The sequence below is a fragment of the Metabacillus sp. KJ11-3 genome, assembly GCF_055808295.1.
On record NZ_CM147865.1, the window covers coordinates 1,318,879 to 1,332,434 of the forward strand.

The 13,556-nt window shown below is 35.6% G+C and carries 14 protein-coding genes and 1 pseudogene; 14 read left to right on the top strand and 1 reads right to left on the bottom strand.

Annotation, left to right across the window (positions count from 1 at the left end; all coding sequences use genetic code 11):
• The first annotated feature begins 99 nt into the window (after positions 1-99).
• From prsW to fni, 9 genes and pseudogenes are all read left to right on the top strand, one after another.
• Positions 100-762 (top strand): glutamic-type intramembrane protease PrsW, encoded by a 663-nt coding sequence (gene prsW, locus AC0L8O_RS06845; RefSeq protein ID WP_026560236.1) that lies wholly within the window; start codon positions 100-102, stop codon positions 760-762.
• 153 nt (positions 763-915) lie between these two features.
• Positions 916-2,136: a spore cortex-lytic enzyme gene (gene sleB / locus AC0L8O_RS06850; protein WP_473448734.1), complete on the top strand. Its 1,221-nt coding sequence runs from the start codon at positions 916-918 to the stop codon at positions 2,134-2,136.
• Positions 2,137-2,151: 15 nt separating this feature from the next.
• Positions 2,152-3,492 carry a germination protein YpeB gene (gene ypeB / locus AC0L8O_RS06855; RefSeq protein WP_473447076.1) on the top strand — a complete coding sequence of 447 codons (1,341 nt, stop codon included), beginning with the start codon at positions 2,152-2,154 and terminating at the stop codon, positions 3,490-3,492.
• 162 nt (positions 3,493-3,654) lie between these two features.
• Positions 3,655-4,314 carry a flagellar brake protein gene (locus AC0L8O_RS06860; protein ID WP_473447077.1) on the top strand — a complete coding sequence of 220 codons (660 nt, stop codon included), beginning with the start codon at positions 3,655-3,657 and terminating at the stop codon, positions 4,312-4,314.
• A gap of 51 nt (positions 4,315-4,365) precedes the next feature.
• Positions 4,366-4,542 carry a YpfB family protein gene (locus AC0L8O_RS06865; RefSeq protein WP_198025718.1) on the top strand — a complete coding sequence of 59 codons (177 nt, stop codon included), beginning with the start codon at positions 4,366-4,368 and terminating at the stop codon, positions 4,540-4,542.
• A 199-nt stretch (positions 4,543-4,741) separates the two neighbouring features.
• Positions 4,742-5,410 carry a (d)CMP kinase gene (gene cmk / locus AC0L8O_RS06870; RefSeq protein ID WP_473447078.1) on the top strand — a complete coding sequence of 223 codons (669 nt, stop codon included), beginning with the start codon at positions 4,742-4,744 and terminating at the stop codon, positions 5,408-5,410.
• Between the two features lie 4 nt (positions 5,411-5,414).
• Positions 5,415-5,990: a lysophospholipid acyltransferase family protein gene (locus tag AC0L8O_RS06875; protein ID WP_473447079.1), complete on the top strand. Its 576-nt coding sequence runs from the start codon at positions 5,415-5,417 to the stop codon at positions 5,988-5,990.
• Between the two features lie 170 nt (positions 5,991-6,160).
• Positions 6,161-7,308 (top strand): annotated as a pseudogene (gene rpsA / locus AC0L8O_RS06880) (30S ribosomal protein S1).
• Between the two features lie 3 nt (positions 7,309-7,311).
• Positions 7,312-8,373: a type 2 isopentenyl-diphosphate Delta-isomerase gene (gene fni, locus AC0L8O_RS06885; RefSeq protein ID WP_473447080.1), complete on the top strand. Its 1,062-nt coding sequence runs from the start codon at positions 7,312-7,314 to the stop codon at positions 8,371-8,373.
• Between the two features lie 55 nt (positions 8,374-8,428).
• Here the strand turns inward: fni and AC0L8O_RS06890 are convergent, their stop codons facing one another.
• Positions 8,429-8,560, bottom strand: a complete 132-nt coding sequence (locus AC0L8O_RS06890) for a YpzI family protein (protein ID WP_078432765.1) — start codon at positions 8,558-8,560, stop codon at positions 8,429-8,431.
• Between the two features lie 165 nt (positions 8,561-8,725).
• Between AC0L8O_RS06890 and AC0L8O_RS06895 the strand changes: the two genes are divergently transcribed.
• From AC0L8O_RS06895 to AC0L8O_RS06915, 5 genes are all read left to right on the top strand, one after another.
• Positions 8,726-9,301: a YphA family membrane protein gene (locus tag AC0L8O_RS06895; RefSeq protein ID WP_473447081.1), complete on the top strand. Its 576-nt coding sequence runs from the start codon at positions 8,726-8,728 to the stop codon at positions 9,299-9,301.
• A gap of 1 nt (position 9,302) precedes the next feature.
• A complete protein-coding gene (locus AC0L8O_RS06900) occupies positions 9,303-10,193 on the top strand; it encodes a YIEGIA family protein (RefSeq protein WP_473447082.1) in 891 nt (296 codons plus the stop codon).
• Positions 10,194-10,382, top strand: coding sequence for a capping complex subunit for YIEGIA (locus AC0L8O_RS06905; RefSeq protein WP_026560226.1), 189 nt, complete (start codon positions 10,194-10,196; stop codon positions 10,380-10,382).
• A 566-nt stretch (positions 10,383-10,948) separates the two neighbouring features.
• Entirely contained in the window at positions 10,949-12,259 is a 1,311-nt protein-coding gene (der, locus tag AC0L8O_RS06910) for a ribosome biogenesis GTPase Der (protein ID WP_026560225.1), read from the top strand.
• A gap of 111 nt (positions 12,260-12,370) precedes the next feature.
• The gene (locus AC0L8O_RS06915) at positions 12,371-13,402 is read left to right on the top strand and encodes an NAD(P)H-dependent glycerol-3-phosphate dehydrogenase (protein WP_473447083.1); all 1,032 of its coding nucleotides are present in this window, start codon (positions 12,371-12,373) and stop codon (positions 13,400-13,402) included.
• Positions 13,403-13,556 lie beyond the last annotated feature (154 nt).

Genomic DNA, 13,556 nt, shown 5'->3' on the forward strand with positions numbered 1-13,556 from the left:
ATGATACGATAAATAAAGTGAATTCTATCATATTATTAAATTTGTTTAAATACTAAATAGTATGGATAATAAAGTTATTATTGGAAAAGAGGCCTGTGAATGATTGCGATTATTTCTGCGGGCATTGCCCCAGGTCTTGCTTTATTAAGTTATTTTTATTTAAAAGATCAATATGAATCTGAGCCTATATCATTAGTACTGCGCTCGTTTATTTTCGGGGCTCTGCTCGTATTTCCCATTATGTTTATCCAGTATGTGTTGGACGTTGAAGCTGTCTTTTCATCCCAATTTTTATATACTTTCGTAGCAGTTGGGTTTTTAGAGGAATTTTTTAAATGGTTTATCTTATTTTTTACTATTTATCAACATATTCATTTTAATGAGCATTACGATGGTATTGTTTATGGAGTCTCTGTTTCATTGGGATTTGCAACACTAGAAAATATATTATATTTATTTGCAAATGGGGTGGAACATGCATTTGGGCGCGCCATATTGCCGGTTTCGAGTCACGCTTTATTTGGTGTTATCATGGGATATTATTTAGGAAAAGGAAAGTTTACATCACGAGAGAATCGTACTAAATGGATCGTTTTGTCATGTTCTATTCCAATTTTACTGCATTCGATTTATGATTCTATCTTGTTAAGTTATCTAAACTGGAAATATATAATGGTTCCATTTATGTTGTTTCTTTGGTGGTTCGCTCTTCACAAAGCAAAAAAGGCAAAAATAAAAATAATAGATACTAAGCTGCCCTAGAGCAGCTTATTTTTTTGTTCTTTTTTAAAAAAATATAGTATCAGGCTTTTTCTTGAAATCGGTTATTCGTTTTTAGATGAATAAAATACCAAAGACTACAAAAAATACATTCAAGCAACTACATCTATTTGAGGAGGCAGCAACATGAAAAACATGCGCATAATGATGATGGTTGTCGTCATGACGTTTACTACTATCACATACCAGTTTGCATTACACCATACCCCAGCGGCACATGCTTTTTCAGAACAAATTATACAAAGAGGTGCAACGGGCAGTGATGTAATCGAACTACAAGCAAGATTACAGTATAACGGATATTATCATGGACCTATTGATGGTGTTTATGGATGGAGTACGTATTGGGCGGTAAAAAACTTTCAAGATACGTTTGGTTTAGAGGAAGTTGATGGACTGGTTGGACAGAAAACTAAGGATATGTTAGCGTCATCAACAAAATTTTATAGTGACTATGTTTATGAACAAATTAATAAAGGACGAAGGTTTACTCATTATGGAGGAGTACCTTTGGATATTCAATCAGCGCCAACTGACCAGGAAATAAAGAGAGCTAGACAAATTGCAGAGCAAAGAAAAATAGAATCGGAAAAGCAATACAAAGCACAAGCTAATAACCAACAAGCAAAACAACAGCAGCAACAGCAGCAGATCCAACAAAAACAACAAGAGCAGCAACAGCAGCAGGCCCAACAAAAACAACAAGAGCAGCAACAGCAGCAAGCCCAACAAAAACAACAAGAGCAACAACAGCAGCAGCAGCAACAAACTCAACAAAAACAACAAACAGACCAACAACAGCAGCAGGACCAACAAAAACAACAAGAGCAGCAACAGCAACAGGCCCAACAAAAACAACAACAAGAGCAGCAACAGCAACAGGCCCAACAAAAACAACAACAGAATAATCAAAATGATCAAGCCAAACAACCAACACAAGAGAAAAAAGACAATAATCAGCAACAAAATGATTCTACTGCTGTTAACATGCCAGGTGGATTTTCTCAAAATGACATTCAGTTAATGGCTAACGCAGTTTACGGAGAAGCAAGGGGAGAACCGTATATTGGTCAGGTTGCGGTTGCAGCGGTTATTCTTAATCGTGTTAATAGCCCGACATTCCCAAATACTGTTTCAGGAGTAATTTTTGAACCTCTTGCATTCACTGCAGTTGCTGACGGACAAATTTGGTTAACACCAAATGAAAATGCTAAAAAAGCAGTACTCGATGCAATAAATGGGTTTGACCCTACGGAAAATGCGATCTATTATTTTAATCCAAATACAGCAACAAGTTCTTGGATATGGGGTAGACCACAAATTAAACGTATTGGGAAACACATTTTTTGCAAATAGAAGGGGTGACAACTTATGATACGTGGAATTTTAATTGGAGTTTTATCAGTAGCTGTCCTCGGTTCGGCATATTGGGGATATAAGGAACATCAAGAGAAAAATGCAGTTCTCATTCAGGCAGAAAACAATTATCAACGGGCATTTCATGATTTATCGTATCGGGTTGATCAGTTACATGACAAAATAGGTGCTACACTTGCGATGAATACAAGGCAGTCCCTATCTCCTGCACTTGCGGATGTTTGGAGAATAACTTCAGAAGCACAATCTGATGTAGGACAACTTCCATTAGCATTAATGCCATTTAACAAGACTGAAGAATTTTTAGCAGGAATAAGTGATTTTAGTTATCGAGCAGCTGTTCGTGACCTTGAAAAAGATCCATTAACAGAAAAAGAATATAAAACGTTAAAATCTATGTATACAAAAGCAGCTGATATTCAGAAAGAGTTACGCAGTGTTCAAAATCTTGTATTAGATAATAATTTAAGATGGATGGATGTAGAACTTGCTTTAGCATCAGGACAAAAACAAGCAGATAATACAATTATTGATGGTTTAAAAACTGTGGAAGAAAATGTGAAGAGCTACTCAGAGTCAGATTTCGGTGCAACTCAAACATCAATGAAGACTGAAAATGGCTTTGAAAAGCTGGAGGGAAAGGAAATAAGTAAAAAAGAAGCTAAAGAAGTAGCTAAAAAATTTGTTGAAAATGAGGTAACAGATATTAAAGTAACCGAAAATGGGGAAGGTTCCGATTTTGGTTTTTATAGCGTGTCAATGGATGATAAAGAGCAAAAAGTTGATATTAACATGGATATCACAAAAAAAGGCGGATATCCCATTTACTTAGTACAAAACAGAGAAATTAAAAATAAAGAGATAAGCCTTAATCAAGCAACAGATCATGCAACTGAATTTCTAAAGAAACACGGATTTGAAGATTTAGATCTTTTTGAAAGTGCACAATATGATAATATTGGTGTTTTCACATTTGTATCCATTCTAGATGGTGTAAGAGTCTACCCGGATGCAATTCGAATGAAAGTAGCTTTAGATAATGGTGAGGTAATTGGCTTTTCAGCTAGAGACTACCTATCTGCTCATAAACAACGGGAAATACCAAGTGCCAAAATTTCAAAAGATGAGGCTGCTAAAAAGCTTAATCCTAGTCTGGATGTTCAGGAAGATCGGTTAGCTATCATTGTAAATGAATTTGGTGAGGAAGTACTATGTTACGAATTTTTAGGAACAATTGAAAATGATACGTATCGGATATTTATTAATGCTGACAATAACACAGAAGAAAAAGTGGAAATGTTGAAAAATCCAGAGCCGATTTTCCAAGAAATTTAAGAAAGCAGGAGGATACCTATTAAAAGGGGTATCCTTCTTTAGTTGATATCTTGTGTTATAAAAAAAACGATATTATACATATGGTTATTAATGAATTGTCTCTTGCACAACGGAATTGTCCATGCTTTAATAAGAATGAGAGTACTTAGAGAGAGTGATAATGTGCTGAAAATTGGGGATGCCATTACGTTAGAAACAAAAGGTGAAAAATTAGAAAGATTAAAATGTAAACTAGTTGAAAGAAAAGATAATAAGATTTTTATTGATTACCCTATTAACCTGGATACCGGCCGTACGGCTTTTTTAATCATTGGAACTGAGCTGGTTGCTTCTTTTGTAACAAATGATAATGTTTATCGATTTCAGACAGAAGTAACAGGTCGAACGAAGGAAAATATTCCAATGATTTCACTAACATATCCAGGTGATCATCAGCTGATTCGTATACAAAGAAGACAGTTTGTTAGAATTGATACAAACTTAGATGTTGCAATACACCCGATTATGAATGAATTTCAGGCTTTCACAGCTGTAACTTCAGATATAAGTGCGGGAGGGACAGCTCTTCTTCTTCCTCATACGACGAACCTAAAGAAAGATCAGGAGATACTAATATGGTTTGCTCTGCCTTTTCATAAAGATCAAATGGAATATATAAGAGTTAAGGGGAAAATTATTCGGTTAATACCAGCAGATCATGAGTTATATGTGAAAGCTCCAATTCAATTTATAAATATAAACGAAGAGACAAGACAAATTTTGCTTCAATTTTGTTTCAATCAACAAATCCAGTTGCGTAGAAAAGGTCTTGTCGAAGAATAATATTCGGTATTTTTAACCATACTAGTAAGAAAATACCGGAGTTGAATCGTAATGGAACGTGTTGAACGTATATTAATTAAATTAATAGTTATACAATTCATAGCACTTGTTTGTGCACAACTTTTAATTCAAAATTCGCAAGTTCAACCTTATCTTTCCCGTGTTGTTCAGTATGAAGGTGTGAATAAAATTACGATAACTGAATGGCTGGAAACATTTAGCCAATAAATGATGCAGGTGCCCTTTGACCTGCTTCATTTGTTTGTCTTTCTTTATGGAATAGAAGTTAATAGGTATGATAGGGAACTCTCGATCATGATAATAACAGAAGTTGTATAGAACAGCTAAAAATGGATAACCAAATATGTTCTGATGATGCGACAAAGAAAACTACTAGACTAAAAACCTATTTGGAGGAACTATAACATTGAAAAAAATCTCGGTAGCAATAGATGGACCAGCTGCAGCAGGAAAAAGCACAGTTGCAAAAATAATCGCAGAAGATTACTCATATATATATATTGATACTGGTGCGATGTATCGTGCACTTACATATATAGCTATACAGGAAAATGTGGACTGTAAAAATGAACAGCAAGTAGCCGATGTGCTCTCCAGAATTAAAATTGAGCTTTTCCCTTCAGAGGATGGACAAATAGTTAAGGTGAATTCTGAAGATGTTACAGAAGTGATTCGAACAAACGAAGTAACAAATCATGTATCATATGTTGCTATGCATCCATTAGTTAGAGAAGAAATGTTAAAACGTCAGCGCCAACTAGCTTTACAAGGTGGAGTTGTAATGGATGGAAGAGACATTGGTACACACGTATTGCCAGATGCTGAACTAAAAATCTTTTTAAGAGCTTCGGTTGAAGAAAGAGCAAAACGACGACATGATGAAAATCTTAAAAAAGGATTTGATTCGGATCTTGAAAAGCTGAAACAAGAAATTGCCAATCGTGATAGGCTTGACTCGGAAAGAGAGGTTGCTCCACTTAGAAAGGCAGAAGATGCAATTGAACTGGACACTACTGCTTTATCCATTCAACAAGTCGTGAAAAAAATAGAAGATTATATAGAAGAAAGGCTTTGATACTGTGTCATTATATCCCTTTGCAAGGTCAGTTGTTGCAGGTTTATTAAGACCAACATTCCGAATTAAAGTGGAAGGGTTGGAACATTTCCCCAAAGAAGGCGGAGTGTTGTTATGTACAAATCATATAAGTAATTTAGACCCTCCTGTAGTAGGGGTAACAGCTCCGAGAAAAGTATTATTTATGGCAAAAGCGGAACTTTTTAATGTACCAGTCCTTAAGCAATTGTTAACTAATTTTGGGACTTTTCCTGTGAAACGCGGTGGGGGAGATCGTGAAGCAATCCGTGCAGGGCTTAAAGTATTAAAAGAAGGTCATGTTTTAGGATTGTTTCCTGAAGGGACTAGAAGTAAAGATGGTAAATTAGGTAAAGGACAAGCTGGTGCCGGATTCTTTGCACTTCGTTCTACTGCTGCTGTTGTTCCATGTGCTATAATAGGGCCATATAAATCATTTCACACTCTTCGGGTTGTTTATGGTAAACCTATAAATATGGAAGAATATCGAGAGAAAAAAATAAATGCAGAAGAAATGACAAGAATAATTATGGAAGAAATAAATAAACTGCTTCAAAAATAAAAGAATTGAAGTCTTCTTGCTTGACAAAAAGTAGCATTTATTAGAAGTTTAAAATGAAGGAATTTTTCATTTTATTATAGGGGAAGAAAAACTCTTTGTTTTTTAATAAAATGAAATCTTACATATAGTTAATCAAAAGTAGCGCAGGTTTTGACAAGGAGGTAATTGAGATGGTAGAAGAATTAAACAGTGTTCAAGTGGAAACACCTGAAGTTGGTGATGTCGTAAAAGGAATCGTAACAAAGGTAGAGGAAAAACAGGTAATTGTAGAAATTGAAAATTGTAAGCATTCTGGTATCATTCCAATCAGTGAGCTTTCAAGCCTACATGTTGAAAAAGCTTCTGATGTCATAAGCGAAAATGATGAACTTGAATTAAAAGTATTAAAAGTTGAGGAAGAAGCACTGGTTCTATCAAAAAGAGCTGTTGATGCAGAAAAAGCATGGGATGAACTAGTGAGAAAATTTGAAACAAAAGAAGTTTTTCATGCGGATGTTAAAGATGTTGTAAAAGGCGGTCTTGTAGTTGACCTAGGTGTCAGAGGGTTTATTCCAGCATCATTGGTAGAAGCTCATTTCGTAGAGGATTTCTCAGAGTATATGGGAAAAACTCTTTCTCTTATCGTAGTTGAACTGGATAAAGAGAAAAATCGGGTTATTTTGTCACATCGAGCAGTTATAGAAAAAGAACAAAGTGAAAAAAATCTGAGCTTTTAGATTCTATAAACGTTGGATCTACAATTGAAGGGACCGTTCAACGTTTAACTGATTTTGGTGCATTTGTAGATATCGGTGGTATTGATGGATTAGTGCATATTTCACAACTATCACATCAACATATTGATAAGCCATCTGATGTTGTGCAGGAAGGACAGAAGGTTTCTGTGAAAATTCTTGCAGTTGACCGTGATAATGAAAGAATTTCGTTATCAATCAAAGAAACATTACCTGGACCATGGGCCAACATTAAAGAAAAAGTTCAAGTTGGTGATGTTGTTGACGGTGTAGTAAAACGTTTAGTTTCCTTTGGAGCGTTTGTAGAAATACTTCCAGGTGTTGAGGGGCTTGTGCATATTTCACAAATATCTAACAAGCACATTGGTACTCCTCACGAAGTATTAGACGAAAATCAACAAGTAAAAGTAAAAGTTTTGGATATTAATGAATCTGAACAGAGAATATCATTAAGTATCCGAGAGCTTGAAGAGACAACAAAAGCTTCAGATGAAGATGTTAGTCATTATCAAGCACAGGAAGATGCATCTTCAGGTTTCCAATTAGGAGAAATGATTGGAGATCAATTAAAAAAATTAAAATAAACGGTGATTAAGGTGAGTAAAAGAGCAGAGCGAAAAATTGAGCATATCCAACATGCCATGTCTACAGGACAACAACTTACAAATGGACTTGAAGATATAACCTTTGTTCATCAAAGCTTACCAAATTTGTCTGTTAACGATATTGATTTATCAACCCAAGTTGGCGAACTTTTTCTAAGTTCGCCTCTTTTAATAAATGCGATGACAGGCGGTGGCGGTGAAGACACAAGGATCATTAATGAAGCATTGTCTAAGGCTGCGGGTGAAGCGAATATTGCAGTAGCTGTAGGTTCACAAATGTCTGCGATAAAAGACAAAAGTGAGAGGCCTTCATATGAGATTATGAGAAAAGTAAATCCTAACGGAGTGATATTTGCGAATCTTGGTAGTGAAGCAACTGTCGAACAAGCAAAAGTCGCAATCGACATGCTTGATGCAAATGCCTTGCAAATACATTTAAATGTTGTTCAAGAGCTTGTCATGCCCGAGGGAGATCGTGACTTTACAAATGCATTAAAAAGAATTGAAAATATTACTACACACACTTCTGTGCCGGTTATTGTTAAAGAAGTTGGTTTTGGGATAAATCGAGAAATTGCTTTTAAATTGAAGGAAGTTGGCATTGCTGCCATTGATGTTGGGGGTTATGGAGGGACGAATTTTTCTAAAATAGAAAACCTTCGAAGACAACGGGTTCTTTCTTTTTTCAATGCATGGGGAATTTCAACAGCTGCTTCAATCGCTGAAATACATAGTGAAAATCAGGATATCTCCATTATCGGTTCGGGAGGTATTCAAAATGCTCTTGATGTCGCGAAAGCTATTGCGTTAGGATCATCAATGGTTGGCATGGCAGGTTATTTATTGAAAATCTTTATTGAAGGAAACTATGATGACTTAGTTCAAGAAATAAAGGATATTTTAGAAGATCTAAAAATCATTATGACTGCTTTGGGAGTAAGGACCATACAAGAGCTTAAACAAGCACCACTGGTTATTAATGGGCAAACACATCATTGGTTAACTGAAAGAGGGATAAAAACTACAATATACAGTAATAGATAAATAAAAAAGAGGAGACCTTTTTAATTAAGGTTCTCCTCTTTTTTGTCTTTTATTATTATTTATTTCGTTTTCGAGCAGCCTCTGGTCCTTCTAAAGTTGTTGCTCCAGGATAATTTAATGATTGATCACGATCTGACTCAACTCGTTTACTTTCTCTTAGTTTTTTCTCCTGGCGGTCTTTACCCATTTATTTTTTCCCCCTTTACTATTTTATAGTTCATTTTTTGTTGTTTTTCGTCCATCTATGCTTGCTATTTTTTACTAATATTCGATTAAAGCTAATGAGAAATAGACATAATGGGAATAGTAGGAGGAGTGAGATGGAAGGAATTTTTTTTATTGGATTATGTGGTTGGCTTGGATTTTCACAACATTCATGATGGATAAGAGCAAGAAACGACTGAAAGTAAGTATATGTATTTTAGTCTCTATACTGTTAAGTAAATGGTATGTCGTTTTTTTAACATATTCTATCAATATGACATTGTTATTATCTTTATTTTTGGGATATTATCTGGCTGTAAACAAAGGTAAATTTAAATTGATTTCTTTTTATTTAACTAGCTTAACGATTACATTTGCGTATGCAGGAATTATGTTGTTTAGGATATATGATCCAGTATGGTTTATCTTAGATATTCGCTTTATCATTGGCGCTTTCATAAGTATATTAGCTATTTATTTAGGGCGTGCATCGTTTCAGCGTTATTCTCTGTATATGATTGCACTCTGTCAAGGAGAAGTTCTTTATTGGATCGTATTAGGGCAATTTCATTATGAAATAACATTTGGGACAGAATCTTTTTTAGATATGTTATCAATAGGCTGTTTCATAATCTTTTTATGGAGTGGTATAAAACATTTCACAATGGTTGTTGAGAACTCCGTAGTAAAATTGCAAAAACCAACAAAGGAGAAACAAGGATAAAATGAATGAATACACATTACCTGTTTTATTTGGTGTAATTGTTGGAGTTCTTACAAGGTTACATATGTTAAGAACTGACTACAGGCAATATCCAACATACTTGCACGGGAAAATTATCCATGTAGCGCTTGGTTTTATTGCTGCAGGTTTAGGAACAGTTGCCGTCCCTTCAATTATGGAGGAAGATTTTACAGCAATCACATTTTTAACTGTTGCCGCGTCACAATTCCGGGATGTTAGGAATATGGAAAGAAATACGTTAACTGTGTTAGACGAATATGAGCTGGTTCCAAGGGGAAATACATATATTGAGGGAATCGCGATAGCGTTCGAAAGTAGGAACTACCTTGTTATTTTCACATCTCTTTTTACGACTTTCTCGTATTTAGTCTTAAATGTGTATGTAGCCATTATCGTTGGAATTGTCTGCTTTTTAATATGCCGTAAGTTAATGTCAGGCAGCAGAATAAAAGACCTGGTTGACATTGAATTTGTAGAACCGCATTTTGAAGGTGCTGGATTATATGTAGATAATATTTATATTATGAATATTGGGATACCAGATAAACAAGAAGCAGTTTTAAAATATGGGATGGGGTTTGTCTTAACACCCAAAAATGAAAATTCCCGTACAACAATTGCGAATCTAGGTCAGCGTCAAGCGATTTTACATGATGTGTCGACTGCAATGGGGGTTGTTCGGGACTCTGGTGAACCTTCTTTAGTTCCACTAGCAAAGCGTGACCTTGGTGATGGTCGCCTGGGAGTATTTGTATTGCCGCAAGACCGTGATGTTGATGAAGCTATTCGTGTTATCGGAAATGTACCAACTCTGGAAAATGCCATTAGAATGCCGTCTGAAGCGAAAGCAAATCGTCGAGGAGGGAATTAATTGAGTGCGCTAGAAAAATATATACTGGCTATTATAACGACCGATAAAACAAAGGCAGCAGGTGGGACAGCTATTTTTATATGCAAAACAACAGAAGAAATGAATTTTTATGCTAAAAATCTCGAAGCAATACTTGATGGTATCGCACATGGCATTGGTGATGATATGTATGTGATCGTCAAGCACTAAGTTGTGAATTTAGGAAATGTTTGATAATATATAAAAGTTAAGCCCTTCTTGTTAATATAGAAGGGTTTCTTTTATAAGATGAGTCAGTGATGAAAGTGTTATCAGATGATGATTTGGTAAAGCAAGTCAGGTATTTAATAAGAGAAAATATTTAGCATTGAAGTGATTGTTTATTATTCGTAAAATAAGCTAATGAATACATATATAGAGTTTTAGTGGATGGAATTTGGTTTGAGATGAAGAAATGTCTCATGTTAAATGTAAGATCAATTCAGAACTTTTTGTATAGGAACATCACCATAATGTCGCTCTTATTTGCAAATTGAGTTTATCCCACCTAAACTGGCAGTAAAACTTCGCATCAAGAATCCGAGAGAATCTTGAAATAGATTGCGGGAGATTTAACTGCCAATAAAGGTCCAACGAAGGACAGGACGTCCTAGTCAGGCGAAGCCACAGGATGTGGCGTTTTGAACGTGATAAGTCACGCTAACCATCAGTGAGGGATGAAGAACTCTCCCTACTGATGGAAGTCTCACTTTATATAGTCAGGGAAGGTGTATTGTATGGCAAAACCAGTAATAGCAATTGTAGGAAGACCAAATGTAGGTAAGTCAACGATTTTTAATCGAATTGTCGGTGAACGTGTTTCAATCGTTGAAGATATACCTGGTGTTACAAGAGACAGAATTTATAGTTCAGGTGAATGGTTAAATTATCAATTTAATATCATTGATACAGGTGGAATTGATATTGGGGATGAACCTTTTTTAGCACAAATACGTCATCAAGCTGAAATAGCTATTGAAGAAGCAGATGTGATCGTGTTTCTAACAAATGTGCGAGAAGGGGTAACTGCTGCAGACGAAGAAGTTGCAAAAATTTTATATCGATCAAATAAACCGGTTGTTTTGGCTGTTAACAAGGTTGATAATCCGGAAATGCGTGCAAATATCTATGATTTTTATTCTCTTGGATTTGGAGAGCCTTTTCCTATTTCAGGTTCACATGGATTAGGATTAGGGGACTTATTAGATGAGGTGGCTAAGCATTTTAAAAATATAGGATCAGAAGATTATGATGAATCAACAATTAAATTTTCTCTAATTGGTCGACCTAATGTAGGGAAATCTTCCCTTGTTAATGCAATTCTAGGAGAAGACCGGGTGATTGTTAGCGATATTGCGGGAACGACTAGGGATGCAATTGATACTGTCTATAAATATGAAGGACAAGAGTTCGTTATTATTGACACAGCCGGTATGAGAAAAAAAGGAAAAGTATATGAAACGACCGAGAAATATAGTGTTATGCGTGCATTAAAGGCGATTGATCGATCAGATGTTATTTTGGTTGTTATTAATGGAGAAGAAGGAATCATTGAACAGGATAAACATATTGCTGGATACGCACATGAAGCTGGCAAGGCAGTAGTTATCGTTGTAAACAAGTGGGATGCTGTTGAAAAAGATGAAAAAACAATGAAGGAATTTGAGGCTAATATTCGTGATCATTTTAAGTTTTTAGATTACGCTCCAATTGTTTTCTTATCAGCAAAAACGAAAAAAAGAATTCATACATTAATGCCACACATCATATTAGCTAGTGAAAATCATTCAAGACGAGTACAAACAAATGTATTAAATGATGTTGTGATGGACGCAGTTGCGATGAATCCAACACCTACACATAAAGGGAAACGACTAAAGATTTTCTATACAGCTCAAGTGGCAGTAAAACCGCCGACTTTTGTGGTATTTGTAAATGAGCCTGAGTTAATGCATTTTTCATATGAACGATTTTTAGAAAATAGAATAAGAGCAGCCTTTGAGTTTGATGGTACGCCAATAAAGATCTTTGCAAGAGAAAGAAAGTAATAAATTTATTTTGATAAACTAAAGAGTGCATGTTGAAGAAATGCCAATTATTTCAACATGTACATTTGTTTTGCGTTTAGCCACCTATTTACAGATGAAGGGCGTGAGATTATGGAGCAATTAACGGTATTAGGTGCAGGTAGCTGGGGAACAGCACTTGCCATTGTACTAGCTGATAATGGACATCATGTCAAAATTTGGGGCCATCGTCCTGAATTAATTAAGGAAATGAATGCTACAAAAAAGAATGAAAAGTATTTACCAGGTGTGGAACTTCCTTCAAATATTGAAGGCGTTTCTAATTTCGAAGAAAGTTTAATGGGTGTTAATACAGTTGTTTTGGCAGTTCCAACGAAGGCGATTCGAGATGTATTGAAAGATATGCGACAAACCTTAAAAAAACCTGTCACTATTGTTCATGTTAGTAAAGGGATCGAGCCGGATTCCTTACTTAGAATTTCAGAAATTATTGAATTGGAAATGCCTAAGGAATTATTAACAGATGTTGTGGTACTTTCGGGTCCGAGTCATGCTGAAGAAGTGAGCAAAAGACATATCACAACAGTAACTTCGTCCTCCAAGAATATGAAAGCAGCGGAATACATACAAGATCTCTTTATCAATCAAAATTTTAGAGTATACACAAACCCGGATATAATTGGGGTGGAAATCGGCGGAGCACTTAAAAATATTATTGCATTGGCTGCAGGTATTACAGACGGACTCGGCTATGGGGATAATGCCAAAGCGGCACTGATTACACGCGGTCTTGCGGAAATTGCCCGTTTAGGCAGCATAATGGGTGGAAATCCTCTCACTTTCTCAGGGTTGACTGGGATCGGTGATTTAATTGTCACTTGTACAAGCGTTCATTCAAGAAACTGGCGTGCCGGTAATTTGTTGGGTAAAGGCCATAATTTAGATGAAGTATTACAAAATATGGGGATGGTTGTTGAAGGTGTTAGAACGACAAAAGCAGGTTATCAATTAGCCAAAAAGTATAATGTAAAGATGCCGATAACTGAAGCGTTGTATGATGTCCTATTTAATGGGAAGGCTCCTAAAGAAGCCGTGGATGCTTTAATGGCACGTGTAAAAACTCATGAAATGGAAGACCTTGTAAATATTATGGAGAATCGTTAATTTATGTGACATTCGCCAGTGATATTGCATAAAATACCAAGAAATAAAACAAAAGAACATAATATCCTATAAGGTATTTTCTACCTGCATAAAGTGGTTGGTAGGTTTTCAAACCTCGATTCCTAGAAAGCCAGTTCATTAACGGAAATAACAA